Here is a 25,922-nt window from a genome sequence, read left to right on the forward strand (position 1 = left end):
AAAGTGTCCGCAAACGCGCCGTTCCGACGGGCAGACTTTTCATGCCGTCGGACAAAGCAGGCATAATACCGCGCCTTCGTCCGCGAAGCGCCTTTCCCACAGAGCTGCCAGCCCTTGAACGAACGCCCGATGTCCAACGCCATACGCCCCTCGGCTTGTCCGGGGTTGCTGCGTATCGTCCAGGCGCTGGATGGCGGGATCTGCCGGATCAAGCTCGATGGCGGGTCGATCACGGCCGATCAGGCCGATGCGGTGGCCAACACCGCCGAGCGATTTGCCGGCGGGGCTATCGAAGCGACCAACCGGGGCAATCTGCAGATTCGTGGCATCGGCGATCAGTCCGCCGCGCTGATCGACAGCCTGCTGGCCGCCGGTCTCGGGCCACGAACCGCGGCGGGCGACGATGTGCGCAACCTGATGCTCAGCCCGGCGGCCGGCATCGACCGGCAGATGCGCTTCGATACCCGTCCATTGGCCGGGCAGATCCTCGAGACTTTGCAAAGCCATCCGCGCTTCCATGAGCTGAGCGCCAAGTTCGCCTTGCAGCTGGACGGCGGTGAAGCGCTGGCGATGCTCGAACATCCCCATGACTTGTGGCTGTCGGCATTCAAAAGCGGTGAAGACACGCTGTTGGCGTTCGGTCTGGCGGGTTGTCCGACGGACCGGCCGCTGGCTGCCGTGGCGCTGGCGGATGGGCATGCGCTGGTGGTTGCGGTGCTGGAGCTGTTCCTCGATCTGGCCCGGCCGGAGCAGACGCGAATGCGTCATCTGCTGGATGAATGCGCGGCGCCGGTGTTCCTCGAAAAACTCGGTCAACGGATCAAACTGCAAGCCGCCACAGATTGGCAGCGCGAAGCCGGACCCGAAGGTTTGCACCTCGGCATTCATCCTCAACCCTCGGCCGGTCAGGTGTATGTCGGTGCTGCACCGGCACTCGGCCGGCTCGATCCGGACATGCTGCGTGGCGCTGCGCAACTGGCCAGAAACTTCGGCGATGGCAGCTTGCGTTTCACCCCTTGGCAGAGTCTGTTGCTGCCCGATGTGCGGGAAACCGATGCGGCTCAAGTGCTCGACAAATTGGCCAGGCTGAACCTGCTGACCCATGTCGAAGACCCGCTGTCGCACCTGATCGCCTGCACCGGCGCCAACGGCTGCGGCAAAGGCCTGGCCGACACCAAACACGATGCCCGCCTGCTGGCTGCGCTGTTGCCACACGCCGTGGATGTGCACCTGTCCGGCTGCCCGCGCTCCTGCGCTGCTGCACACCGTGCCCCGGTCACGCTGCTGGCGGTCGGCCCCGGTCACTACGATCTCTACTTTCGCGATGCAGCGCTGCCGGGTTTCGGCGCGCTGCACGCTCACAACCTTACTATCGAAGCGGCCGCGACCCTGCTCGCCGCCCGCTCACGGAGCCCCCTTGATGCTTGATTACATCCGCGACGGTCAGGAGATCTATCGCAATTCCTTCGCGATCATTCGCCGCGAGGCCAACCTCGCGCGCATCCCGGCCGACCTGGAAAAACTCGCGGTGCGGGTGATCCACGCCTGCGGCATGGTCGAGGCCATCGACGGGCTGCAATTTTCCGAAGGTGCCGGCAAGGCGGGGCGTGATGCGCTGGCCGCTGGCGCGCCGATCCTGTGCGATGCGCGGATGGTCTCCGAGGGCGTGACCCGTGCGCGCCTGCCGGCCAACAACGAAGTGATCTGCACCCTGCGCGACGACAGCGTGCCGGAGCTGGCGCGTGAGCTGGGCAATACTCGCTCCGCTGCCGCTCTGGAACTGTGGCGTCCGCATCTGGCGGGCAGCGTGGTGGTGATCGGCAACGCGCCGACTGCGCTGTTTTATCTGCTGGAAATGCTCGACGCCGGCGCGCCGAAACCGGCGCTGATCCTCGGCTTCCCGGTCGGCTTCGTCGGCGCTGCCGAATCCAAGGCCGAGCTGGCCGCCAACAGCCGTGGCGTGCCGTTCGTGATCATGCAGGGCCGCCTTGGCGGTAGCGCCATGGCCGCCGCTGCGGTCAATGCCCTCGCCACGGAGGTCGAATGATGCAGGCTCAAGGACGTTTGATTGGTCTGGGCGTCGGCCCCGGTGATCCTGAACTGATTACCGTCAAGGCCCTGCGCCTGCTGCGCGAATCGCCGGTGGTGGCGTACTTCGTGGCCAAGGGCAAGAAGGGCAACGCATTCGGCATTATCGAAGCGCACCTGCAGGACGCGCAGAACCTGCTGCCGCTGGTGTACCCGGTGACCACCGAAGTGCTGCCGGCGCCACTGTCCTACGAGCAGGTGATCAGTGATTTCTACGATGAAGCGGCAGAGGAAGTGGCCGCGCATCTGGATGCCGGTCGCGATGTGGCGGTGATCTGCGAAGGTGATCCGTTCTTCTACGGCTCCTACATGTACCTGCACGATCGTCTTGCCAGCCGTTACGAAGCCGAAGTGGTGCCGGGCGTCTGCTCGATGCTCGGCGGCGCATCGGTGCTGGGCGCGCCGCTGGTGTATCGCAATCAGAGTCTGTCGGTGCTGTCCGGCGTGCTGCCTCATGACGAGCTCAAGCGTCGCCTGGCCGATGCCGACGCGGCGGTGATCATGAAGCTGGGACGCAACTTTCCAAAAGTGCGTGAGGTGTTGGGCGAGTTGGGCCTGGCCGAGCGTGCGCTGTACGTCGAGCGCGCGACCATGGCCAACCAGAAGATCGTGCCGCTGGATGAGGTCGAGCCGATGTCGTCGCCGTACTTCTCGCTGATCATTGTTCCCGGCGAACGGTGGCAAGGCTGATGACCCATTCCACACCGGCCATCGTCATTCTCGGCCAGGGCGCGCTGGCCACGGCCCGTCGCCTGCAGCAGGTCTATCCGGCTGCACAGATTCATGGACTGAAAGGGCGCGTCGAAGGCGCCGACCTGACCTACAGCGAATTCGGTGCGACCCTGCGTGAGCTGTATCAACAGGACACGCCGATCATTGCCTTGTGCGCGGCCGGCATTGTCATCCGCACCCTGGCGCCGCTGTTGCTGGAGAAAGGCGTCGAGCCACCAGTGCTCGCCGTGGCTGAAGACGGCAGCGCCGTGGTGCCGTTGCTCGGCGGCCTCGGCGGGGTGAATGTCATGGCCCGCGAGATTGCAGCAGCGCTTGAAGTCGCTGCGGCGATCACCACCAGCGGCGAGTTGCGTTTCGGCACCTGTCTGCTCAACCCGCCGGGTGGTTACGCGCTTGGCGATCTGGAGCAGGGCAAGCGCTTTGTCTCCGACTTGCTCGCCGGCCACAGCGTGCGCATTGATGGCGAGGCGCCGTGGCTCGAGCAGGCGCAGCTGCCGGAGGATCCACACGCGCAGCGCTCGATTCATGTGGGCAGCGATGCCCGCGCGGCGAGCGCCAGTGAGTTGCTGATTTATCCGCGCAGCGTAGCGGTGGTGGTCGGTTCAGAAGTGACCGATCTGCCGCACGCAATTCGCGAGGCGTTGCAGCAGGCCGGTGTGGCGATTCAATCGCTGGCCTGTCTGGTGGCGGTTGAAGTTCAGATGGCCAGCCCGGTCTTGCGTGAGGCAGCGCTTGAACTGGCGGTGCCGTTGCGCTTTGTCGCGCCGGCCAGTGACATCGGTGAGCTGGCTCGCGACGCCGTCCCCGACGCTCGAATCATCACGACATCCCAAGACCTTGCCATCGCCGTGGCCGGACAGCCGCTGGACGTTTCGCGGATCGGGCGCCCGCGCGGTCGTCTGGCGGTCATCGGCCTCGGTCCGGGTGCGGCAGAGCTGATGGTGCCGGCGGTGAAAGCCGAACTGGCACGCGCCACCGATGTGCTCGGCTACGAAACCTACGTACGCATGGCCGGCCCGTTCCGCGATGATCAGGTGCAGCATTGCACCGATAACCGCGAAGAAATGCAGCGTGCCCGTCATGCCTTCAGGCTGGCCGCCGAGGGCCGTTCGGTGATTGTCGTTTCATCGGGTGATCCGGGCGTGTTCGCCATGGCGGCGGCGGTACTCGAAGCGTTGCACGAGTCGACGGATCCGGCATGGCACAGCGTCGACCTGGAGATCTTGCCGGGTGTTTCCGCGTCACTCGCCACCGCTGCTCAGGCTGGTGCACCGCTGGGTCACGATTTCTGCGTGATGTCGCTGTCGGACAACCTCAAGCCGTGGTCGATCATCGAGAAACGCCTGGATCTGGCGGCCGAAGCGGATCTGGCGCTGGCGTTCTACAACCCGATCTCCCGTGCCCGCCCTTGGCAACTGGGGCGAGCGCTGGAAATCGTCGCGCAACACCGCACGCCGAAAACGCCGGTGGTATTGGGGCGCGATATCGGCCGGCCAGGGCAGACACTGCGGGTGACAACATTGGGAGCGCTGACCCCGGATCAGGTGGACATGCGCACCATGGTGTTGATCGGCTCATCCACCACTTGCACCTTCCCGCGTGCCGACGGCCGGGAGTGGGTGTATACGCCGCGCTGGTACGGGGAAAAGCCGGCAGGCTGATGCCCCTGGCTTCCAGGGAACGCCAGGCAATAACCGACAAGGCCGCGAATTGAATATTCGCGGCCTTGTCGGTTATTGCCTGCAGGTTTATTGCTGCGATTTCCTCAATGCAAAACGGCTCGCGGTAATCTTTGAAAGTGCGGCTTCCATTTGCCTTCTTTGTGCGTTGAGTTCGCTTCGATTGAGTTTAAGAAACGCACTGCGCTGAATGAGCTTTGCAGAATTTTTGCTCCAGGACCAAAACAGGAAACTGTTCTGCTCGACGCTGGCAACCAGCTCAATATTGAAAATGGCCAGGTGCAGGTCGCCGTTTGAGTCATACCGAGTGGGTGCAACTTGAAAGCGCCGGCCTCTATGGCTCTCGTTATCGAGCGAAAGTAATGCGGGTTTGTCGGGTTTCAGGGCATCCAGAGTGTCCATCATCGCGCTGGCCTGACGGACATCATTCATTTTCTCTGCGCTGAGTACCAGAAAGTCGGCGATGCTTCCATCAAGCACTGTCGTTGTTCTGGTCGTGACAGTACCCTGATGAAGCTTCCAGCCCAGATACATTAACGTGCGTAAATATTCTTCCAGCCAGACTTCAGAATCGGAATAGCGGTTGTGGGCCATGTCGGCTGAACGGGTGGCGACGCGGGTACAGTCAGTCAGGTCGTTATAGTCTTGAAGCGACAAGTTGTCGATGCAGGAAATAATGTTGTGTTGAGTGAGTGCGCCAATTGGAGTCTCATTGTTCATCGTGTTCTCGGTTGTCAAATGGCATTTTCAATGTGCGGTGTATCTTGCAAGCTCCGGGCGGTGTTTGAAATGCAGTATTTGTAAGTATTTTGGTTTTTTTAGAGTGGCGCGTGAAAGTTAATATGTTGAATTAAGTTGAGGGTGTTCGTTTGGTTGTTCGTCAGTTAGTTTTGTTTGCGCTTGAACAGTGAGCGCAAAAAAAACACTACTGGTTTATGGAGTTGGAGTTGTGATGGAAAATACAAAAAACAGCGAACAATGTGTGTCGTTGGTAAAGGCACGTATCGCCAAGCGTCTGGAGTTGGGTGCTGAAGTCATGGGCACTGCTCGTGCCAGGGCCTTTTTCACGGTTGATCCGACCAGTCCGACCAAGGAACTTGATGCAGCTGTTCTGGCGAACGCGCTGGTGGGTTATGGCGAGAATATTACCCTTGAGAACATGGCAATTATCGAGAATCTGATCAAGTTCGCCAAACTCGAAGCGAGTTTCGAGGTGCCTGGGAATAATCCGGAACAGTGGTACCACGCATTCTTGCAGTGTATGGATGACCTGGGGTGTTTCGTTGCGGATTCCGGCTACACGGTTTATGAAAAGAACGCTGCGACACTGACGATGGATAACGTCGTAGTGGATATCGTTAAGTCCGGTATTGCGGCTGCGAAAGCTGCAATTCCAGGTGCTACAGCCCTTTCGGCAATCGTTGATACAACACTCGACTCCTTGAAGAAAGAGCCCGAGGCTATCAATCTTTATAATCGCGAAGTGACCAAAGACAAAGGCGTCAGAATGGCGGTCTTGCCGTGCGACCAACTGGCGAACGGTATTATTCTGACTTCCCTGTCGTCGATAGATAGCTCAGGAAGTGAAAGTGAAACTTCGCCGCTGTTTTTCAACTGGAAAACCTCTGGGCGGAGAATCTTTCGCGGCAGTGCCTATCTCACCTTCAATCCTCTGCGTTATTCGGAATTGAAGGCTGACCTGGAGGAGTACCTGGGCGAGCACTTCAAGGCGGCACTGAGCAAGCGTTTTGAACGACGCAAGAAAAAATAACCAATGGTTGCGAAGGCTGGCGAATGTGATCGCCAGCCTTGTTGCGGAGTTAAACAGATGACTTACTCGTTATATGTAAACGCGGGTGTCGTTCTGGCTGTATCGCAGGCGCTGTCCCCCGCCATTAAAAAAGATGTGCTGGATACGGTAGCTTTCGCCACGCTGGCGGCGGACGAGGATTTTCCGGGAGAGCTGAACGACGAACAATGGTTTGGTACCCACTCAGACATGCTGACTTCCTGTGGCTGGAGTCTGTTTGCTCATGAGATGGATCAGGTGCCATTGATCAAAGGGCAATTTCTTTCAGCAAGGGCCGCTATCGGGCATGTGGCTGAATTGCGATTGCCTGGTCACCAGGCTGCGGTGATCTCGGCTGCATTGGAGGCGCTGGCTTCAGTCACCAGAAGTGGTGAATTGCCCGAGCGATTTAGCCAGCATTGCCTGGTGAGTGACGCTCAGACGTCGTGGCTCAGGGCAATGGTCGGGATCGTTGAAGACGATGGGATTCTTAGCATCGTTTCCGTGTCGTTCAACACTTCGGAACAATCCGGAAAAGGGAAGGTGTCGCCGGATTCTGGTCGACGAGCTACTCGTCTTACTTATGCGGCGCGTTTCAATCAGGATCAGTTTGAAGCATTCCGGCAAGACACGATCGAATGGCTGGCCCAGGAGCCGCAACCCGCGTACATCGAAATCGGAGTGTTTTCGGGTCCAGTGTGAAAGCAGGTCAGGTGCGGACACGTAGTCGTGAACGGCAGGTTCACGACTTTTTCGTTTTATCCGAATGGTCTGGTTGTCTGGATTTTGCACGACGCCAGATTCAGGGCACCAGATAGCCCTTGATGCCGGTAAATATGATCTGGGCCGCCAAGGCACAGACAAACAACCCCATCAGTCGGCTGACAATCTGCAAACCCTGGTCTCCGAGGATCCGCTCGATGCGGTTCGACAGGTACAGCACTACCCCCACCGTGAAGCTGGCCAGCGCGATACTGAGGATCGCTGTGAGCTTGTCGTCCCAATGGGGCTGGCTCACGCCCATCACCAGGAGCGCACCGATGGTCCCGGGGCCAACCGTCAGGGGGATGGTCAGCGGGACTATGGTTACGTCCTGCTGCACGTTATCGGCTTGTACCGCAGACTTGCCCTGGGCCATCCCCAGCGCTGAGATGAACAGCACGCTGCCGGCACCGATACGGAATGCGTCCACGGTAATGCCGAATACGTCGAAAATCACTCGGCCGAACAGATAAAGCAGGACGCTGGATACCAGTGTGGCAATCGCCACTTTCCACGCCAGGCGACGTTGTTCCTTGCGCGAATAACCGCGGGTCAGGCTGATAAAGCAGGACAACACGAAGAACGGGCTGTAGAGCACCAGCATCTTCAGGTAAACGCTGAATAACACGTGGAGCATGGCGCGGGCTCGCTGGCGGGAAAGTCGTGGGCAGTCTATCAGGCGCTATCGGGTCTGTCGGCTTACGACGGTTGAGTTGTTGCGCGGTTCTGTTGATCACGCTGGGCCACCCAGTGCTCGATCAGCTCGCGCAGTTGCGACAGCTCCACCGGTTTGGCCATGTGCCCGTCCATCCCGGCCTGACGCGCACGTTCCTTGTGTTCGGCGAGGATGTGCGCGGTCAGCGCGACGATCGGCGTACGGGTGCGCTGATTGCCGACTTCCCAGGCCCGCAGTTGCTGAGTGGCGGAGAATCCGTCGAGGATCGGCATTTCGCAGTCCATCAATACCAGGTCGTAGCGCTGGGCTTTCATCGCCCGCAAGGCCTCTTCGCCATTGCTGGCGGTGTCGGGCTGCAGGTTGAGTTTGCCGAGCATGCCGCGGATGACCTTGGTCGAAATCGTGTTGTCTTCGGCCACCAGAATGCGGAAATCGCTTGGCACCTTGACCGGCGCTGCGGGACTGGCCGGCTGCGGCTGAAACACTACCTGGCCACGGTTGCGCTGGTTCAGTTCGTCGGCCAGCGTGGTCTTGAGGGTGTAGCCGGCCACCGGTTTGGCCAGGATGCGCTTGATCCCCGAGTTGCGTGCGATGATCTTGCTCGGCGCATTGCTGATGCCGGTGAGCATGATCAGCAGGATGTCGTGGTTCAGGCTCGGGTCTTCCTTGATCTTGGCCGCCAGTTGCATACCGGTCATGCCGGGCATGTTCTGGTCCAGCAGGACCACGTCGAAGTAATCACGAAGGTGCGCCTTGGTGCGCAGCAAGGCCAATGCTTCCTTGCCCGACGGCACGGCGCTGACGTTCAGGCCCCAGGCGCTGCATTGCTGCACCAGCACCTTGCGGCAGGTGTCGTTGTCGTCGACCACCAGCACGCGCGCGCCTTGCAGCGGGCTGTCGAGGTCCGAGGTCGGGTGCTCCAGGCGATCAGGGTCCAGCGGCAGGGTCAGCCACAGCGTACTGCCCTGGTTGGCGCCGCTCTTGATGCCGAATTCGCCCTGCATCAAACGGATCAATTGGCGGGCGATCACCAGCCCGAGATTGCCGCCCAGGCGGTTGGCCGACAGGAAGTGCTTGCTGTGCAGCTCGGCATGCATCAGTGCGTCGCGCTCTTCCTGATCCATGGGCTGGCCGCTGTCCTGAACGGCAATGCGCAGACGTGGCCCGGTGCTGCGTTCGTCGAGGGCGACCACCACCAGCACTTCGCCTTCTTCGGTTTTCTTCAGGGCGTTTTCCAGCAGGCTCAGCAACGTCTGGCGCAGACGCGTCGGGTCGCCGCTGATGACCCGTGGCACTTGCGGCTGGATGAAGCTGATCAGTTCGACGTTCTGTTGCTCGGCCTTGGCGCGGTAGATGCTCAGGCAATCGTCGATCAGCGCGTTGAGGTCGAACTGCACGTCGTCCAGTTCGATCTGCCCGGACTCGAGCCGCGAGATGTCGAGGATCTCGTTGATCAGGGTCAGCAGTTCGTTGCCGGCGCTGTGGATGGTTTGCACGTAGTCGCGTTGTTTGACCGATAGCGGCGTGCCGAGCAGCAGCTCGGTCATGCCCAGTACGCCATTCATCGGCGTGCGGATTTCGTGGCTGATCTTGGCCAGGAATTCGGCCTTGGCATTGATCTCGGCGTTGCTCGCGGCGAGGTCGCGGCTGATGCTGAAACGGCTTTCGGTGATGCTGCGCTGACGCTCGCCGAGGGCGATGCTCATCAACAGGCCACTGATGCAGATAAACCCCGTCAGGACCATGATCAAGCCCTGCGGCGCCACCAGGGTCAGCCCCAGCAAGGCCGGAAGGATGATCAACGTGCCGATGTTGAACACCACCATCGCGGCAACGAACAACCGGGCAGGGCGGTAGCCTTTCTGCCAGTGATAGAAACCCACCAGCAACATGCTCAGCCCGGCCAGGGCCACCAGCGCGTAGGTGATGATGTTCAGCGGCAGGGTGTTGACGAACAACAGCAGCAGGCTGCAGATCACGATGAACAGGATGTCGCCGATCAGCAGCTTGTTCAGCGGATGCGGGCCGAGCGGAGCGAAGAAACGGTAGGCGAACATCAGGCCCGCGGGTGCGGTCAGCAGCAAAGCCAGGTAGGCACCGGGAGTCTGGATCGCGTGCCAGTTCGGCAGCCACGGACCGAGGAGGTTGAGCAACAGCAACAGGCTCAGGCTCAACAGGCCCTCACACACTGCGAGCCACAGGCTGCTGCGCGAGCGGGTGTAGGCGTAGCGGATCAGGTTGTGCAGGATCAGCATCGCCAGACAGCCGAAGAGCAGGCCGTAGATCAGCGTCTGATTGTGATTGGCCGCGGCCATCACCGCCGACTGCAGGGTGATGTACGGGCGCAACTGGTGATCGGAAACCAGTCGCAGGTAAACGTCGAGGGGTTTGTCGCTCTGCGGCAACGGCAGCATGAAGTCGCTGCTCGGCAGCGGTCGCTCCACCTGAGGCTGGGTGGTGCCGGTGTCGCGCTGTTCGATCAGGCGGTCGCCGTCGAGGACATACAGATTGAGGTGCGACAGGTCGGGGGCGAAGATCCGCAGCACTTGTTCGTGCTTGCCGGGCGCCAGTCTGAAGCGCAGCCACAAGGCGCCATCGGGTTCGGCCGCGGTCAGGCGGTCAAGCTCGATAGGACTGAATTGATTGGTGTAGCGGGCAGAGCGGATATCGCTCAGTTGGAGGTTGCCCTGATCGTCAAGCAATACCGACCAGCCACTGCCTTGCGCGGCCTGGGCCGGCAGCATGCAGAGCATGGTCAACAGCGTGACAGTGAAGCCTATGGCAATCCTGAGCCAGCGCACGGCGAAATCCCTTCGTAGGTTGATGCCAGAATATAACGATGCGCAGCGTCGGAACAGTCCGGCAGGGGCGTTGAGCCCCTGCCGGAAACACAGCGTAGCTTATTACCGGGTTTCGCCGCGTTCACGGGCAATGGCGCGGTAGCCAATGTCGGTGCGGTAGAAGCAGCCTTCCCAGTCGATGGCCTTGGCCAGTTTGTAGGCCTGCTCCTGGGCGGCACCGACGCTGGCGCCCATGGCGGTGGCGCACAGCACCCGCCCACCGGCCGTCACCACGTTGCCGTCCTTGAGCGCGGTACCGGCGTGGAAGACCTTGCCTTCCAGTGCGGCGGCTGCGTCCAGACCGTTGATCGGTGCGCCCTTGGCGTAGTCGCCCGGGTAACCGCCGGCGGCCAGCACGATGCCGACGCTCGGACGTGGATCCCACTGCGCTTCAACCTTGTCCAGCGCCTGAGCCAGTGCCGCTTCGACCAGCAGCACCAGGCTCGATTGCAGACGCAGCATCACCGGTTGGGTTTCCGGGTCGCCGAAGCGGCAGTTGAACTCGATGACCTTCGGATTGCCGGCCTTGTCGATCATCAGACCGGCGTACAGGAAACCGGTGTAGACGTTGCCTTCGTCGGCCATGCCGCGCACGGTTGGCCAGATCACCTGGTCCATCACGCGCTGATGCACGTCGGCGGTAACCACCGGAGCAGGGGAGTAGGCACCCATGCCGCCGGTGTTCGGGCCGCTGTCGCCGTCGCCGACGCGTTTGTGGTCCTGGCTGGTGGCCATCGGCAGGACGTTCTTGCCGTCGACCATGACGATGAAGCTGGCTTCTTCGCCGTCGAGGAATTCTTCGATGACGACACGCGAGCCGGCATCGCCAAAGGAGTTGCCGGCGAGCATGTCACGCACGGCGTCTTCGGCTTCGGCCAGGGTCATGGCAACGATCACGCCTTTACCGGCGGCCAGGCCGTCGGCCTTGATCACGATCGGTGCGCCTTTTTCACGCAGATAAGCCAGGGCCGGCTCGATCTCGGTGAAGTTCTGGTAGTCGGCGGTCGGGATTTTGTGGCGCGCGAGGAAGTCCTTGGTGAAGGCTTTGGAGCCTTCCAGCTGCGCGGCACCGGCGGTCGGACCGAAGCAGTCCAGGCCACGAGAGCGGAACAGGTCGACGACGCCGGCCACCAGCGGCACTTCCGGACCGACGATGGTCAGGGAAACGTTTTTCTCGGCAAAGTCAGCAAGCTGCTCAAGGGCCAGCACATCGATCGCGACGTTTTCGCACTTGGCTTCAATCGCGGTGCCGGCGTTGCCCGGCGCGACGAAAACTTTCTGCACTCGTGGATCCTGAGCCACTTTCCAGGCCAGTGCGTGTTCGCGGCCACCGCTGCCAATGATCAAAACATTCATTTCAAAAACCTCGGATGACGCTAATTCTGTTGAGCGCCGCTGGGGCGCTTTTCTGTGGGAGCGAGCTTGCTCGCGAAAGCGGATTTTCAGTCACATCTGAATTGAATGTGCCGCCGTCTTCGCGAGCAAGCTCGCTCCCACAGTGGATCGTGTACTTAGTGGCGGAAGTGGCGCATGCCCGTGAACACCATCGCGATGCCGGCTTCATCAGCAGCGGCAATCACTTCAGCATCACGCATCGAACCACCCGGCTGGATCACCGCCGTGATACCGACCTTGGCCGCATTGTCCAGGCCGTCGCGGAACGGGAAGAACGCATCGGATGCCATCACCGAACCGGCCACTTGCAGACCGGCGTGCTCAGCCTTGATCGCAGCGATACGTGCCGAGTTCACGCGGCTCATCTGGCCAGCGCCGACCCCGATGGTCTGACGGTTCTTGGCGTAGACGATGGCGTTGGATTTGACGAACTTGGCCACTTTCCAGGCGAAGATCAGGTCGTTGATTTCCTGCTCGGTCGGGGCGCGCTTGGTCACCACTTTCAGGTCGTCGGCGCCGATCATGCCGATGTCGCGGCTCTGTACCAGCAGGCCGCCGTTGACGCGCTTGTAGTCCCAGGCCGGAACGCGATCGGCCGACCACTGGCCGCAGGCCAGCAGACGCACGTTGGCCTTGGCGGCGACGATGGCGCGGGCTTCTTCGCTGACGCTCGGGGCGATGATCACTTCAACGAACTGACGCTCGACGATTGCCTTGGCGGTCTCGGCATCCAGTTCGCGGTTGAAGGCGATGATGCCGCCGAACGCCGATTCGGTGTCAGTGGCGTAGGCCAGTTCGTAGGCCTGACGGATACCGCCTTCGGCGTCCGGGCTCACGGCCACGCCGCACGGGTTGGCGTGCTTGACGATCACGCAGGCCGGTTTGACGAAGCTCTTCACGCATTCCAGCGCGGCATCGGTGTCGGCCACGTTGTTGTACGACAGTTCTTTGCCTTGCAGTTGGGTGGCGGTGGCAATGCCGACTTCGGCAGGCTTGGCTTCAACATAGAACGCCGCGCTCTGGTGCGGGTTCTCGCCGTAGCGCATTTCCTGGGCCTTGATGAACTGGCTGTTGAAGGTGCGCGGGAATTCGCTGCGGTCTTCGGTGCTCAGGGTGTCGGCAGCCTGGTTCACGGTGCCCATGTAGTTAGCGATCATGCCGTCGTAGGCGGCGGTGTGTTCGAACGCCTTGAGCATCAGGTCAAAACGCTGAGCGTAGGTCAGGCCACCGGCCTTGAGGTTTTCCAGAACGTTGGCGTAGTCGCTGGCATTCACCACGATGGCCACGTCTTTATGGTTTTTCGCCGCCGAACGGACCATGGTCGGGCCGCCAATGTCGATGTTCTCGATGGCGGTCGGCAGGTCGCAGCCTGGCTTGCTGATGGTGGCTTCGAACGGGTACAGGTTGACGGCTACCAGGTCGATCGGCTTGATGCCGTGCTCGTTCATGATCGCGTCGTCGATACCGCGACGACCGAGGATCCCGCCGTGGATTTTCGGGTGCAGGGTTTTCACCCGACCGTCCATCATCTCTGCGAAACCGGTGTAATCCGCGACTTCCACTGCGGCCACGCCGTTGTCCTGCAGCAGTTTGAAGGTCCCGCCGGTGGAAAGGATTTCCACGCCCAGGGCTTCCAGCTCCCTGGCGAATTCGAGGATCCCGGTCTTGTCGGAAACACTGATCAAGGCGCGGCGGATCGGCAGGCGGGTAGTCTGGTCGGTCATCTCAATTTCCATCAAAAGCAAGGGAAGTCAGCAAAAAAGGCGACCGGTTTTACGCGGGCGCCTTTCAGGTTTGATTGAATGCTTACAGCAGATCGTACTGCTTGAGTTTCTTGCGCAGCGTGCCGCGGTTCAGTCCGAGCAGCTCGCTGGCCTTGGTCTGGTTGCCCTTGACGTAGTTCATCACGCTTTCGAGCAGGGGAGCCTCGACTTCGGAGAGCACCAGGTTGTACACATCCGTGACGGACGCGCCCTCAAGGTGGGCGAAATAATTGTGCAGCGCCTTCTCGACACTCCCGCGAAGGGTCTGGCCTTCTTCGCTCGGGGTATTGAGGTGCTGTTTCAAATTCACGTTGTCGCTCACGGGTGTTGTTCCACTCACTAAAGTCTCGGTCATCATCGTCATGCGGCCACCCCTTCTCCGTCCCCTGCCAGGCTCTTGTAACGTTCGGCGAAGAACTCCCGAACGTTGGCGCATTGTGTTTCCGTACCATCCAAACGATTGAAGTGGGCGCGAAATTCCCTGGCGCCCGGCAAGGTTGCGAGATACCAGCCCACATGCTTGCGGGCAATTCGCACACCCATCACGTCCCCATAGAAGGCGTGAAGGGCGGCCAGATGCTCAAGCAGAATGCGTTCCACCTCGATCAGCTCCGGCGCCGGCAGTTTTTCGCCGGTACGCAGGAAGTGTTCGATCTCGCGAAAAATCCATGGCCGCCCCTGGGCAGCCCGGCCGATCAACAGGCCATCGGCACCGGTCGCGTCGAGCACGTAGCGGGCCTTTTCCGGCGATACGATGTCGCCGTTGGCAAAGACCGGAATCGACACCGCCTGCTTGATCGCGGCAATGGTGTCGTACTCGGCTTCACCGGTGTACAGGTCGGCGCGGGTGCGGCCATGCACCGCCAGTGCCGTGATCCCGGCCTGCTCGGCGATCTTCGCCACGGTCAGGCCGTTCTTGTTGTCGCGATCCCATCCGGTGCGGATCTTCAGGGTCACCGGTACATCAACTGCTGCCACAACGGCATGCAGGATTTCGGTAACCAGTGCCTCATCCTTCAACAGCGCGGAGCCGGCGGCCTTGTTGCAGACCTTCTTCGCCGGGCAACCCATGTTGATATCAATAATCTGTGCGCCCAGCTCGACGTTGGCCCGGGCCGCATCCGCCAGCATCTGCGCATCGCCACCGGCGATCTGCACCGAGCGTGGCTCGGGATCACCTTCGTGGATCATGCGCATGCGCGACTTGCGGGTGTTCCACAGGCTCATGTCACTGGTGACCATTTCCGAGACTACAAGCCCTGCGCCCAAACGCTTGCACAGCTGACGAAAGGGCTGGTCGGTGACACCCGCCATCGGGGCGAGGATCAAGCCGTTCTGCAATGTATATGGGCCGATGCGTACCGCCGACATAGGACTTCCCTGAAGTGGGGCCGGATCATGAGAGTTCGAAAAAGGGTTGGCATGATACCCGCTCTCGATGACTGGATAAAGGCTGAATTGAACAAAATCTGAACAGTTATTCTGTTATTACCGCCGGTTTGGTCGTGCGCGGCGCAGTCAGAAAACTGCCGTCAATCCGGGAACGGTGAAGCGTTTCACTCGGGTGAGTGGAAACTCAGGCTGTAGTTCACCGCTTTCGGGCCTGGATCGAGGATGTCCAGAGCGATGTGGATCGGCGTCTGCGGCGGCATTTCCGCCATGCCTTCAAGGTCGCCGTTGAGGTATTCGCCGGGTTTGAAGCGACGACTGGCGATCAGGTGCCCGTTGAGGTCGGCGAAGCGCAACTCCAGCAGCGGAAACGGCTGCGAGAACGGGGCGCGGTTGTAAATGATCGCGTCCACCACCAGCGCACCGCTGAATTCCGGGTGGCTGCGCACCACCAGGTTGCTGCTCTTGATCTTGGCGATGTCCACCTTGGACGGCACCGTGCAGCCAATTTGCGGGCATATTTGCTGGAACCAAGGCCGGTACTGATCCTGGCGGGCCAGTTCATCGAAGTGATAGGCGATGTACTGTCCGCCCAGCCCGGCGGCGGCCAGCACGATCAGCAGCAGCCAGAGCAGGCGACGGCCCCAGGGCGAGCGGCGTTTCTGCCAGTCCAGTTGCAGCGGGTCGTCGGTCAGATCCTGCAAGGCTTCGGCGCGAACACTGGATTCGACGCGTTCGCGTTTTTTGCGCGCAGGTTCGATCAGTGCCAGTTCGTCGTCGATGTCGTCGCTGGCCGACAGGCGCTCGCGGCGGGCATTCGGGTCGATCGGGTCGTGCAGGCGCAGTTGCGGAATCGGCGGTTCGTCATCGAGATCCACCGGCTCCAGCGACAGCGAAGGCTCGGTGCGCTCCGGTCTGACCGGCTCGGCCTCGACGGCTTCGGGTGCCTCTTCGACTTCTGCTGCGCGCTCATCCGCCGGTTCGCTGAACAGGCTGTCCGGCCATGTCGTATCTTCCGGTTCGTGGCTGTCGCGGCGGGCACTCAGGGCGTCTTCACGCGGGCGGCCGAACTCGGTGGTCGGCTGGATTTCCCGCTGTTCAAGGCGAGCCAGTTCTTCGTCCAGATCCAGGCTGTCCAGATCCAGCTCGGCGGCACTCCATTGCTTCTGGCTGATGGCGCGCGGTTCGGGTGTTTCGACGATGGCCGGTGGCTCGACAGGCGCCGGCTCGCTGATTACCGGCGCCACTGGCGTGACCGCTTCCTTGCCTGCATGTTGCTCCAGCAATTGCTTGGCGGCATTGAACACTTGCAGGCAGGAGCCGCAGCGAACCACCCCGCGGGCCACGCTCAACTGAGCATGGCTGACGCGGAAACTGGTTTGGCAATGCGGGCACTGGGTGACGAAGCTGTCGGTCATGCGGCGGTCCGGATTGAGCAGGCGGTCATTCTAGCGCCGACGGCCGGTGATGCGCACCCAGCCATCACGATTGGCGATCGGGTCGAGATCGAAGTCTTGCGCGTAGGCAGCGGCGACTTCGTCACCTTGTTCGGCGAGGATCCCGGACAGTGCCAGGCGCCCGCCGGATTTGACCAGGCCGGACAGTTGCGGTGCCAGGGAAACCAGCGGACCGGCGAGAATGTTGGCCACCAGTACGTCGGCTTTGACCTGCGGCAGGTCTTCCGGCAGGTACAGCGCAAACAGTTCGTCAGCGATGTTGTTGCGCCCGGCGTTGTCGCGGGACGCTTCCAGCGCCTGCACGTCGATGTCGGTGCCCACGGCTTCTTTGGCGCCGAGCAGCAGGGCGGCAATCGCCAGAATCCCCGAGCCGCAGCCGAAATCCAGCACGTTGCAGTCTTTCAGGTCCTGGCCGTCCAGCCATTCCAGGCACAGAGCGGTGGTCGGGTGAGTACCGGTACCGAACGCCAGGCCCGGATCCAGCAGCAGGTTGACCGCGTCCGGCTCCGGTGCGGCGTGCCAGCTCGGCACGATCCACAGGCGCTGACCGAAACGCATTGGCTGAAAACCATCCATCCAGCTGCGTTCCCAGTCCTGGTCTTCGATCACTTCGCTGTGATGCTCGGGCAGCGGGCTGCCGGTCAGCAGTTCCAGATGGGCCAGCACCGGTTCCGGTTCGGTACCGCCTTCGAACAGCGCCAGCAAATGGGTGTGCGACCACAGCGGCGTGGTGTTGAGTTCCGGTTCGAAGATCGGCTGATCTTCGGCGTCCATGAAGGTCACCGACACGGCGCCGACTTCGAGGAATGCGTCCTCGTAGGTTTCGGCTTGTTCCGGGGTGATGGCGAGACGGACTTGCAGCCAAGGCATGGCGGGCACCTTTGAAAATCTGTGGGGCAGCCCGAAGCTGCAAAAGCGCGCAGTTTACGCCAGGTCGCCGGCAAAGTGGACACACCGCTTGGCTGTTACACATTCGCGGCCGCGATATACCTATGTATGGCCTGAGCACTGTTGTCGGCAAATAGAGTCAGGGCTCATCTCTATGCAACAAAAGGCTGGGCGACATGGCGGATCAACAAGGGATTGTAGAAGAACTACCGGTAGCCGCTGCGTCTGCGGGGTCGGTGCAGGAGATCCTGCTGCGTATTACGCGCTGGCAGGTGATGATCGACAAGCGCTTGAACAGCCAGATGACGTTGCTCGAGGCACTGGAGCATTTCGCATTGACTGAACTGCGCAGGCATTACCCGGACGGCCATTTCGCCCCGGGTTTTGTGGTTGCCCTGCTTGACGCCATTCTGCAGAAGCTTATCGACGGCCGGCCAGTCATGTTCCTGGCGCTCCAGGACGCGCCATTTCGCTGGCCGGGGGGCGCCGACCCCGGTTTGCCGTCCAGCCGTCATGAGCATGTTATCCGGACGGTGGATAGCGTTTCGCTGCATTTCCTCGACCAGTACAAAAAATACCTGCGAGAACATTGGGCGACAAAAGGGCAGGAAGCGCTGTTTGATCGTCTGGTCAAACGCAAGCTGCGGCGCTATATCAAGGACATCGAGTTGCTGTTGCACCGTGATCGACTGGCGGGCCTGACACTGGATCGATTGCGCAGCAAAATCGACCGGGTTCAGGCCCGGAGCACGCGTCGGTACCGGTTGACCGCCCTGGCAACCGGTGCAGAGAAAAAGATTCTCGAGGCGCATTCCTTCGCGCAACTGCCGTCATGGATGAAGGCGCTGAAGGAGCCGGAACGCGCCCTGTTGCGCGATTATCAGGAGCAGACTTCACTGGCCCAGGCAGCACTCGATGACCTGCTGCTGGGCTACGGCTCGTTGCGCGACTTTGCCCGCCAGCAGGCCATCGAATACATTCAGCTCAAGCTCGACATGACGGTTGAACCAGACCGGATCGACGTGCGGCTCAAATGGCGCTCGGCGGTCGGTGAGCCGACCCACAATCGCAGCCTCAGTGATCTGCTGGCCTGCGGGCCGATCGGGCAGGACTTCGCAGCGGTACTGGAGATCAGCAGTCCTGCGCCATTGCGCAATCAGTCACTGAAGCCGACATTCGTTGCCGATATGCTGGCGATGCAGGATTACCCGGCAGACTACCTGCGAGTTCTCGCCGTGCAATATGAGCGCACAGAAGTACTAAAGGCGCTCATCGATTGGTTCGCCGCACGGCTTCGGCAGAGCGCATTCGTCGCGCGCTGCGCAGCTCATCTGTCGGATTCCGACCATGAGCGTCTGGAGCAGATGTGGTCTGGACACGCTATCAACAAACCGTTGCAAGTGGCCGCACTGACACTGCCCAACGGCATGCAGTGCGCCGATCTTCTGGTGTTCTACCAGGCAGAAACCGAGCAAGTGGTGAATCATCTGGTGCTGTACGCGCCCAACAAACCGGACGGTCAGGAGTGGGTGCGGTTGCCGTCGATTGCGGCGTTGACCGGCGAAGTGTGGAGCTGGACGCAGAGCGAATCCGGTCGTGAGTATCTGTTGCAGCAACTTTCGCCGACGGCACATCACGCTGCACGGGATTATCTTTTGGCCGCGGCGGCCAGCCCCGCGCTCTGGGGCATGCAGAGTGACCTTCGACGAGCGCCTCTGTCGTTTGCCGAATGCGTCGAAGCCGCTGCAAAAATGGGTCTGGCAAACAACCTGCAGCGGGTCGAGCAGGACAACTCGCTGCGCTGGTACACGACGCTGGGGCTCGAGGCCCGCCGGCACATCAGCAGTCTGAATCAGGAACTGATCGTTCATCAGCAGGTTTTCAACGAGCTGCTCGGCGGTTTCGAGGTTTTTGTTGATTTCGCCAAGCGCACGGTTGCCGCAGCGATCACGCCCTACATGCGCAGCAAGAACGTGCTGGAACCGGTCGATCCGGCCACCGTGTTGATCGATTACAACCCTGGCGTCGCCGACCGCAGGAAGCAGCAGGTGTCAACGCTGCTCGACCTGGCCATTCACGGCTACGATGACAACTCCGGCATCGAACATCCGAAAAAAGGCGTGCGATCGTCGGTTGGCCAGGATCTGAGCCTGGTGCGCAGCGCCGATCTGGCGCTGTTTCTGCGTCGGGCGGGGCTGGGTGAAAAATACGCCAGCGAGATCCGTGGCAAATATCTCGACCCGCGTGATGCAGCCTACGAACCGCGTCGCTTTGCCTATCGCAACGTACTGCTGTCAAAGATGGACCGTGATTTACGCGTGGCCAGAAGTCAGGCGCGATTGAGCGACGCGGTGTATTCGGCACTGGTCCGTCAGGTCTCTCTGTTGAGCCAGGTGCCAGCACCGGGTGCGCATTTTCCCGGCGCGAGCATGGTCGAAAGTGACGGCGTGTTCAGGTTCACCGTGCGCCACCACGTCGTGCTCGGGGTTTATGTTCTGACCTCGTTCGACCCCGAGCCGTCCTGGTGGCTGTACACGCCTGACGCGCCCGACGGCGTTGTGGTGCGTGCATATCAATCACTGTTCGGCGATATCGCAGGCGCTTTGCATGACTACTTGATGGCGCGTACGCCGGTTGCCGCGCGCAGCATCGTGTCGCGCACCCTGTATGCGATTGCGGCAAAAAAACAACGGGTCGATACGCTGTACGAAGCGCAGCGCCTGATTGACGCGCGCAGCGAGTTCAATGCGTACATCGAGCGCGCGGTTACGGATGTGCAGGACATCACCACCAGCCGCGCGCAAATGATCGAACGCCAAGTGGTCAAGGGGCTGATGTTTGCAGCCGCACCGTTTTGCATGGTGTTCCCTCCGTTTGCCTTGCTGCTTGATGTAGTGTTCATTGCCGTCAGCGCCGGTCGGGCGGTCGCTGCGCATCTGGAGGGTGACGTCGATGGCGCTCTCGGCCACTGGCTGGAGGCGTCGTGGGGAGCATTGTTCGCTATGGTCGGCGCTGGCAGTGCGATCAAGTGGCTGGGCAGCGCGGCCAGAAGTCTGAAGAGCACGATGAGGCCGGTCTCGTTGTTGTCAGAGCGTCTGAATACCGTGGCTCCGCTGCGCAGGGAAGCGCTGCCGGCGACCCGGGAAGTACGCTTCCATGCCAGGCAGGCCGTCAGCAAGAAGCCCGAGGGTTTGCAAAGGGTGAGCGAAGAAGGCGTCTTTTTCGGCACCTGGCGCAGCCCGCCCAGCGCTGCACAGCCGCACCCGGCCTATTACATTCGCAACAAAGGCAAGTATTTCCTGGTCAGGGAAAATCCGCATTTCGGTGGGCTGAGCCTGGTCGATGCCCGTCGCCCGAACGCGATCTATCAGCAACCGATACGTCTTGCTGCGGGCGGCAAGTGGGTACGCGCCAGGGTCGGACTCGCAGGTGGCAACGTGCGCGACCTTGGGCGCGTGAACAATTTGAATGATGCTTTTCCTGGAGGTGTCGAGCCGGTGCTGAACCGCGGCGCGCTGCAGGGCGAGGCCGTGGTGGCGGCTTTCCATCCCGGATCGCAAGATAACTACCTGTTTTCCCTGAATGCGCAGAGTTGCGTCATCGCCTCGCTGTATAACCCGACGACAAGAGCGGGGGCGGTCATTCATTTTGATCACAATATTCGTCCGTTGATCGAGCGAAGTGTCACGCAGGTGCTGGAGCGTCTGGGGGGAACACCGCAGAACATTCGCGCCACGCTGGTGGGTGGCGACTGGCTGTCGGCGGGCGCTGACATCGGCGGTCCGGTCAGGCGCGTGTTGCGCGAACAGGGCCTGCAGCCGACCTGGGATTACTGGTCATACTCGTCATGCCTGGGCAACAGCTATGGCGTGGTGCTGAATCTGAACAATGGAGTCTCGAGAGTGTTCAAGCATTCCTCTGGTCAGATTGGCGGGCTGTACAACCCGCTTATCGCCAGATCGACCTATGCCACGGACGGCCTCTCGATACGCGCCCGAAACTTTACGAGGCGGTTCAAGCGCAGACCGTTACATGAAAACGCAGCAGGAGTGGTGGTCGATGATGCTGGCCAGCGGGCGTCTGACACAATGGTCGAGCAGCACGCGTTCTCCACGGTAATGGTCTGATGGCTTTGTTGCAGGTATAAAAAAACCCGATCCACAGGGATCGGGTTTTTCATGCCGCTTCAGCCTTACGACTGTTTGGCCAGCTTGTGCTCGAGGTAGTGAATATTCACGCCCCCTTTGCAGAAGCCTTCGTCACGGGTCAGATCACGGTGCAGCGGGATGTTGGTCTTGATCCCGTCGACCACGATTTCGTCCAGGGCATTGCGCATGCGGGCCATGGCTTCGTCGCGGGTCGCGCCGTAAGTGATCAGTTTGCCGATCAGCGAGTCGTAGTTCGGCGGAACGGCATAACCGCTGTACAGGTGCGAATCGACGCGAACGCCGTTGCCGCCTGGAGCGTGGAAGTGCTTGACCGTCCCCGGGCTCGGCATGAAGGTGCGTGGGTCTTCGGCGTTGATCCGGCACTCCAGCGCGTGGCCGCGGATGACCACATCTTCCTGGCGGATCGACAGCTTGTTGCCGGCGGCAATGCTGAGCATTTCCTTGACGATGTCGACACCGGTGACCATTTCCGAAACCGGGTGCTCCACCTGAACACGGGTGTTCATTTCGATGAAGTAGAAACGACCGTTCTCGTACAGGAACTCGAAGGTGCCGGCGCCACGGTAGCCGATGTCGATGCACGCCTGGACGCAGCGGGCGAAGACTTCCTGGCGGGCCTTCTCGTCGATGCCCGGTGCCGGCGCTTCTTCGAGAACCTTCTGGTGACGGCGTTGCAGCGAGCAATCGCGGTCGCCCAGATGGATGGCGTTGCCCTGGCCGTCGGACAGAACCTGCACTTCGACGTGACGCGGGTTGGTCAGGAATTTTTCCAGATAGACCATCGGGTTGCCGAACGCCGCGCCCGCTTCGGAGCGGGTCAGTTTCGCCGAGGCGATCAGGTCTTCTTCCTTGTGCACCACGCGCATGCCGCGACCACCACCGCCGCCGGCGGCCTTGATGATCACCGGATAGCCGACTTCACGACCGATGCGCAGCGCCGTTTCCTCGTCTTCCGGCAGCGGGCCGTCGGAACCTGGAACGGTTGGCACGCCCGCTTCGATCATCGCGTGCTTGGCCGATACCTTGTCGCCCATCAGGCGAATGGTTTCGGCTTTCGGGCCGATGAAGGCGAAGCCGGAGTTCTCGACCTGCTCGGCGAAATCAGCGTTTTCCGCGAGGAAGCCGTAGCCTGGGTGAATGGCGGTAGCGCCGGTCACTTCAGCGGCCGCAATGATTGCCGGGATGTGCAGGTAGGATTGCGCGGCAGAAGCCGGGCCGATGCAGACGGATTCGTCTGCCAGACCCAGGTGCATCAGCTCTTTGTCGGCCTTGGAGTAAACGGCGACGGTCTTGATGCCCATCTCTTTGCAGGCACGCAGAATCCGCAGGGCGATCTCACCGCGGTTAGCGATCAGAACTTTTTCCAACTTCGCAGTCATCAAAGGCTCTCCGCAGTTCAAACGATGGTGAACAGCGGTTGGTCGTACTCAACCGGCTGGCCGTCTTCGACGAGGATGGACTCGATCACACCGCTGGTTTCAGCTTCGATGTGGTTCATCATCTTCATGGCTTCGACGATGCACAGGGTGTCGCCTTTCTTCACGGTCTGGCCGACTTCAACGAAGGCTGGCGAGGTTGGCGAAGATTTGCGATAGAAGGTGCCGACCATCGGCGAACGGGCAACGGTGCCGTTCAGCGCTGGAGCAGCAGCGGCAGCTGGAGCAGCGGCTGCAGCAGCAACCGGAGCGGCAGCGGCGGCAGGTGCAGCGACCGGAGCCTGCATCGGAGCCGGTGCATAGTACTGCTGCGCCGGGGTCTTGCTGTGACGGCTGATGCGTACGGACTCTTCGCCTTCCTTGATCTCGAGCTCGTCGATGCCGGACTCTTCCAGCAATTCGATCAGTTTCTTAACTTTACGGATATCCATGAATCATCAACTCCCAAGGGTCGGTCAGGGGCGTATAGCTTGTTGTTCAAGCTGCTCTAGTGCAGCCTCCAGGGCCAGTCGATAACCGCTGGCGCCAAGGCCGCAGATCACTCCTACTGCTACATCGGAGAAGTAGGAGTGATGGCGGAAAGGTTCGCGTTTGTGCACGTTGGACAAATGCACTTCGATGAATGGGATGCTCACTCCCAGCAGCGCGTCACGTAATGCGACACTTGTGTGTGTAAATGCTGCCGGGTTGATCAGAATGAAGTCCACACCCTCGCCACGTGCGGCATGGATGCGGTCGATCAATTCGTACTCGGCGTTGCTTTGCAGATACAGCAGATGATGGCCGGCTTCACGGGCGCGGCGTTCCAGGTCCTGATTGATCTGCGCCAGGGTGGTCGACCCGTAGGTCCCCGGTTCCCGGGTGCCGAGCAGGTTCAGGTTGGGGCCGTGCAGCACCAGTAGCGTTGCCATCTGCGTGTTCCTTGTTATGGGTGAGCCTTCGTCAGAACCCGGCGACTATGCCGCAAAGCCTTTGTGACTGTCCAGTTCTCTGCAATAGCCAGCACGATGACCGATGTTTGCGCAAAATATGTGACTGAGTGATTAAATCCGGTCATTCGCTTTGGCAACACGTTCGGCGAAGTCGCTGGCGTTGATCTCGCCGATCACCCGCACATCGCGACGTTCCACCCCGTCCTTGCCGAAGAACATCAGCGCCGGTGGGCCGAACAGGCTGTAGCGGTCGAGCAGGGTGCGCTGTTCGGCATTGCTCGCGGTGATGTCGAAGCGAATCAGCCGATAGCCCTTGAGCCGATTCACGACCGTGGCGTCATTGAGTACTTCGTGTTCGATGACTTTGCAGCTGATGCACCAGTCGGCGTACCAGTCGAGCAGCAGCGGGGTGCCGGCGGTTTTCGCTTCGAGCAGCACCCGGTCCAGTTCTGCCGGGGTGCTGACGGTCTGCCACGAACCGCCGTCTTGCGCCGACAATCCGCTGTCGGCAAGGCGCGCCGGGGCTATCGGATTCAACGGGTCGGTCTGCCCGCTGAACGCGCCGTACCAGCAGGCCAGCGCATAAAACAGCAGGAACATGCCCAGCAACTGGCCGAGGCGTTTGCGCGGCGGTTTGTAGACGAATTCCAGAGCGCCGAGGAACAGGCCGACGCCACCGGCCAGCAAGCCGATCAGCAGCAGCGTGATCTGGCCCGGCAATACCCGGCTGAGCAAACCGATGGCCAACCCGAGCAGCAACACGCCGATGCCGTTTTTCACGTACATCATCCACGGCCCGCTTTTCGGCAGCCACGCCGCGCCGCCAGTGGCGACCAGCAATAACGGCGCGCCCATCCCCAGGCCGAGCATGAACAGCTTCAGGCCGCCGCCCAGCGCGTCGCCACTGGCGCTTATATAAAGCAGCGCGCCGGCCAGCGGGGCGGAAACACACGGCGATACCAGCAAACTCGACACCACACCCAGCACCGCCGCGCCCCACAACGAGCCGCCTTCGGTGCGCCCGGCGATCCGGTCGAGGCGGCTGCTGATGAAGTGCGGCAGTTTCAGCTCGAACACGCCGAACATCGCCAGCGCGAACACCGCAAAGAACATCGCGAACGGCACCAGCACCCACGCCGATTGCAGCCGTGCCTGCAAATTCAGTTGCGCGCCGAACAGCCCCATCAAGGCCCCGAGCAGCGCAAAACAGGCGGCCATCGGCAGCACATAAGCGAGGGAAAGATTGAAACCACGCAAACCGCCGACCTGCCCTCGCAGCACCACGCCGGACAGGATCGGCAGCATCGGCAATACACAAGGCGTGAAGGTCAGCCCCAGACCCGCGAGGAAAAACAGCGCCAGGTCACGCCAGTCCCAACCCGTCACCGGAGTGGACGCGCCACTTGCCAATGCGTTGCCTTCGATGCTCAGGCGTTCGGTTTCCGGCGGATAGCATAGACCCTTGTCGGCACAGCCCTGATAGGTGACGGCCAGTGTGAACGCCCGGGCGTCATTGCGCGGCAGTTCCACGTCGAGAATGCCGTGGTAGACCTCGACGTCGCCGAAATACTCGTCGTGTTTCTGTTCGCCCTGGGGTAACTGTGCGGCACCGAGTTTCACCTCGGCAGGTTCGGCTCGAAACTGGAAGCGATGGCGGTAGAGGTAATAGCCTTCGCTGGCAACGAAGCGCAGTTTGACCGATTGCGGGGTGCTCTCGACCAGGCTCAGTTGAAAGGCTTCGCGCACCGGCAGGAAGTCGGCACTGTTGTTGACCGAGCCCAGTGTGGCGCTGGGTTTGCTGTCAAACAGACCGGCGGCACCGGCCGGCAGGGCGAAGACGAAAAACAGCAGGCAGAGCAGACGGCGCATGACAATCTCGCGAATCAAAGGTGCGGGAATGATAGCGGACTTGGCCCTGCGCTGTGTG

At 61.1% G+C, this 25,922-nt stretch carries 20 protein-coding genes; 7 read left to right on the forward strand and 13 right to left on the reverse strand.

Annotated elements, in window-relative coordinates; all coding sequences use genetic code 11:
• Positions 1–129: 129 nt before the first annotated feature.
• Genes cobG through cobJ form a run of 4 tightly spaced genes read left to right on the forward strand, consistent with a single transcriptional unit; the run spans position 130 to position 4,481 of the window.
• A complete protein-coding gene (gene cobG, locus CAF73_RS18520) occupies positions 130–1,428 on the forward strand; it encodes a precorrin-3B synthase (protein WP_085703444.1) in 1,299 nt (432 codons plus the stop codon).
• Positions 1,421–2,047 (forward strand): precorrin-8X methylmutase, encoded by a 627-nt coding sequence (locus tag CAF73_RS18525; protein ID WP_085703445.1) that lies wholly within the window; start codon positions 1,421–1,423, stop codon positions 2,045–2,047. The genes cobG and CAF73_RS18525 overlap by 8 nt, the downstream gene beginning before the upstream one ends.
• Positions 2,044–2,778 carry a precorrin-2 C(20)-methyltransferase gene (locus tag CAF73_RS18530; RefSeq protein ID WP_139834853.1) on the forward strand — a complete coding sequence of 245 codons (735 nt, stop codon included), beginning with the start codon at positions 2,044–2,046 and terminating at the stop codon, positions 2,776–2,778. The genes CAF73_RS18525 and CAF73_RS18530 overlap by 4 nt, the downstream gene beginning before the upstream one ends.
• Positions 2,778–4,481: a precorrin-3B C(17)-methyltransferase gene (gene cobJ, locus CAF73_RS18535; RefSeq protein ID WP_085703447.1), complete on the forward strand. Its 1,704-nt coding sequence runs from the start codon at positions 2,778–2,780 to the stop codon at positions 4,479–4,481. The genes CAF73_RS18530 and cobJ overlap by 1 nt, the downstream gene beginning before the upstream one ends.
• Before the next feature lie 87 nt (positions 4,482–4,568).
• Here cobJ and CAF73_RS18540 read toward each other — a convergent pair whose 3' ends face one another.
• Positions 4,569–5,219 (reverse strand): hypothetical protein, encoded by a 651-nt coding sequence (locus tag CAF73_RS18540; RefSeq protein ID WP_085700992.1) that lies wholly within the window; start codon positions 5,217–5,219, stop codon positions 4,569–4,571.
• A gap of 232 nt (positions 5,220–5,451) precedes the next feature.
• Between CAF73_RS18540 and CAF73_RS18545 the strand changes: the two genes are divergently transcribed.
• Together CAF73_RS18545 and CAF73_RS18550 are read left to right on the forward strand one after the other, a co-directional pair.
• Complete coding sequence (locus tag CAF73_RS18545; RefSeq protein ID WP_085703448.1) at positions 5,452–6,270, forward strand: hypothetical protein; 819 nt, start codon at positions 5,452–5,454, stop codon at positions 6,268–6,270.
• Positions 6,271–6,327: 57 nt separating this feature from the next.
• Positions 6,328–6,990, forward strand: coding sequence for a hypothetical protein (locus tag CAF73_RS18550; RefSeq protein ID WP_085703449.1), 663 nt, complete (start codon positions 6,328–6,330; stop codon positions 6,988–6,990).
• 100 nt (positions 6,991–7,090) lie between these two features.
• Here the strand turns inward: CAF73_RS18550 and CAF73_RS18555 are convergent, their stop codons facing one another.
• From CAF73_RS18555 to prmA, 8 genes are all read right to left on the reverse strand, one after another.
• Positions 7,091–7,687: a MarC family protein gene (locus CAF73_RS18555; RefSeq protein WP_085700989.1), complete on the reverse strand. Its 597-nt coding sequence runs from the start codon at positions 7,685–7,687 to the stop codon at positions 7,091–7,093.
• Positions 7,688–7,749: 62 nt separating this feature from the next.
• A complete protein-coding gene (locus CAF73_RS18560) occupies positions 7,750–10,527 on the reverse strand; it encodes a hybrid sensor histidine kinase/response regulator (RefSeq protein WP_085703450.1) in 2,778 nt (925 codons plus the stop codon).
• A 102-nt stretch (positions 10,528–10,629) separates the two neighbouring features.
• On the reverse strand, positions 10,630–11,922 hold the full coding sequence (gene purD, locus CAF73_RS18565) for a phosphoribosylamine--glycine ligase (protein ID WP_085703451.1): 1,293 nt from the start codon (positions 11,920–11,922) through the stop codon (positions 10,630–10,632).
• A gap of 155 nt (positions 11,923–12,077) precedes the next feature.
• Positions 12,078–13,685, reverse strand: coding sequence for a bifunctional phosphoribosylaminoimidazolecarboxamide formyltransferase/IMP cyclohydrolase (gene purH, locus CAF73_RS18570; RefSeq protein WP_085703452.1), 1,608 nt, complete (start codon positions 13,683–13,685; stop codon positions 12,078–12,080).
• An 82-nt stretch (positions 13,686–13,767) separates the two neighbouring features.
• A complete protein-coding gene (gene fis / locus CAF73_RS18575) occupies positions 13,768–14,088 on the reverse strand; it encodes a DNA-binding transcriptional regulator Fis (RefSeq protein ID WP_002555375.1) in 321 nt (106 codons plus the stop codon).
• Entirely contained in the window at positions 14,085–15,095 is a 1,011-nt protein-coding gene (gene dusB, locus CAF73_RS18580) for a tRNA dihydrouridine synthase DusB (RefSeq protein WP_085700985.1), read from the reverse strand. Before dusB ends, fis begins: the two co-directional genes overlap by 4 nt.
• Positions 15,096–15,280: 185 nt before the next feature.
• On the reverse strand, positions 15,281–16,531 hold the full coding sequence (locus CAF73_RS18585; protein ID WP_085703453.1) for a DUF3426 domain-containing protein: 1,251 nt from the start codon (positions 16,529–16,531) through the stop codon (positions 15,281–15,283).
• Between the two features lie 30 nt (positions 16,532–16,561).
• The gene (gene prmA, locus CAF73_RS18590; protein ID WP_085700983.1) at positions 16,562–17,440 is read right to left on the reverse strand and encodes a 50S ribosomal protein L11 methyltransferase; all 879 of its coding nucleotides are present in this window, start codon (positions 17,438–17,440) and stop codon (positions 16,562–16,564) included.
• Between the two features lie 194 nt (positions 17,441–17,634).
• On the opposite strand from prmA, the gene CAF73_RS18595 reads away from it, so the two are divergent.
• On the forward strand, positions 17,635–21,585 hold the full coding sequence (locus tag CAF73_RS18595) for a type III effector 1 (protein ID WP_085703454.1): 3,951 nt from the start codon (positions 17,635–17,637) through the stop codon (positions 21,583–21,585).
• Positions 21,586–21,650: 65 nt separating this feature from the next.
• Here the strand turns inward: CAF73_RS18595 and accC are convergent, their stop codons facing one another.
• The 4 genes from accC to CAF73_RS18615 form a co-directional block, all read right to left on the reverse strand.
• Positions 21,651–23,006, reverse strand: coding sequence for an acetyl-CoA carboxylase biotin carboxylase subunit (accC, locus tag CAF73_RS18600; RefSeq protein WP_085700981.1), 1,356 nt, complete (start codon positions 23,004–23,006; stop codon positions 21,651–21,653).
• A 17-nt stretch (positions 23,007–23,023) separates the two neighbouring features.
• Positions 23,024–23,494 carry an acetyl-CoA carboxylase biotin carboxyl carrier protein gene (gene accB / locus CAF73_RS18605; protein WP_085703455.1) on the reverse strand — a complete coding sequence of 157 codons (471 nt, stop codon included), beginning with the start codon at positions 23,492–23,494 and terminating at the stop codon, positions 23,024–23,026.
• Between the two features lie 24 nt (positions 23,495–23,518).
• Positions 23,519–23,974, reverse strand: a complete 456-nt coding sequence (gene aroQ / locus CAF73_RS18610; RefSeq protein WP_007951022.1) for a type II 3-dehydroquinate dehydratase — start codon at positions 23,972–23,974, stop codon at positions 23,519–23,521.
• Between the two features lie 132 nt (positions 23,975–24,106).
• Positions 24,107–25,864 (reverse strand): protein-disulfide reductase DsbD, encoded by a 1,758-nt coding sequence (locus CAF73_RS18615; protein ID WP_085703456.1) that lies wholly within the window; start codon positions 25,862–25,864, stop codon positions 24,107–24,109.
• Positions 25,865–25,922 lie beyond the last annotated feature (58 nt).

This window comes from Pseudomonas sp. B15(2017), assembly GCF_002113215.1.
GTDB lineage: Bacteria > Pseudomonadota > Gammaproteobacteria > Pseudomonadales > Pseudomonadaceae > Aquipseudomonas.

Bases quoted from the DNA above. Each gene is read 5' to 3' on its own strand.
- purH (WP_085703452.1), bottom strand. From the start codon at position 13,685: ATGACCGACCAGACTACCCGCCTGCCGATCCGCCGCGCCTTGATCAGT.
- aroQ (WP_007951022.1), bottom strand. From the start codon at position 23,974: ATGGCAACGCTACTGGTGCTGCACGGCCCCAACCTGAACCTGCTCGGC.
- fis (WP_002555375.1), bottom strand. From the start codon at position 14,088: ATGACGATGATGACCGAGACTTTAGTGAGTGGAACAACACCCGTGAGC.
- CAF73_RS18545 (WP_085703448.1), top strand. From the start codon at position 5,452: ATGGAAAATACAAAAAACAGCGAACAATGTGTGTCGTTGGTAAAGGCA.
- accC (WP_085700981.1), bottom strand. From the start codon at position 23,006: ATGACTGCGAAGTTGGAAAAAGTTCTGATCGCTAACCGCGGTGAGATC.
- CAF73_RS18595 (WP_085703454.1), top strand. From the start codon at position 17,635: ATGGCGGATCAACAAGGGATTGTAGAAGAACTACCGGTAGCCGCTGCG.
- accB (WP_085703455.1), bottom strand. From the start codon at position 23,494: ATGGATATCCGTAAAGTTAAGAAACTGATCGAATTGCTGGAAGAGTCC.
- cobG (WP_085703444.1), top strand. From the start codon at position 130: ATGTCCAACGCCATACGCCCCTCGGCTTGTCCGGGGTTGCTGCGTATC.
- CAF73_RS18530 (WP_139834853.1), top strand. From the start codon at position 2,044: ATGATGCAGGCTCAAGGACGTTTGATTGGTCTGGGCGTCGGCCCCGGT.
- dusB (WP_085700985.1), bottom strand. From the start codon at position 15,095: ATGTCGGCGGTACGCATCGGCCCATATACATTGCAGAACGGCTTGATC.
- CAF73_RS18550 (WP_085703449.1), top strand. From the start codon at position 6,328: ATGACTTACTCGTTATATGTAAACGCGGGTGTCGTTCTGGCTGTATCG.
- purD (WP_085703451.1), bottom strand. From the start codon at position 11,922: ATGAATGTTTTGATCATTGGCAGCGGTGGCCGCGAACACGCACTGGCC.
- CAF73_RS18525 (WP_085703445.1), top strand. From the start codon at position 1,421: ATGCTTGATTACATCCGCGACGGTCAGGAGATCTATCGCAATTCCTTC.
- CAF73_RS18585 (WP_085703453.1), bottom strand. From the start codon at position 16,531: ATGACCGACAGCTTCGTCACCCAGTGCCCGCATTGCCAAACCAGTTTC.
- CAF73_RS18555 (WP_085700989.1), bottom strand. From the start codon at position 7,687: ATGCTCCACGTGTTATTCAGCGTTTACCTGAAGATGCTGGTGCTCTAC.
- CAF73_RS18540 (WP_085700992.1), bottom strand. From the start codon at position 5,219: ATGAACAATGAGACTCCAATTGGCGCACTCACTCAACACAACATTATT.
- prmA (WP_085700983.1), bottom strand. From the start codon at position 17,440: ATGCCTTGGCTGCAAGTCCGTCTCGCCATCACCCCGGAACAAGCCGAA.
- CAF73_RS18615 (WP_085703456.1), bottom strand. From the start codon at position 25,864: ATGCGCCGTCTGCTCTGCCTGCTGTTTTTCGTCTTCGCCCTGCCGGCC.
- cobJ (WP_085703447.1), top strand. From the start codon at position 2,778: ATGACCCATTCCACACCGGCCATCGTCATTCTCGGCCAGGGCGCGCTG.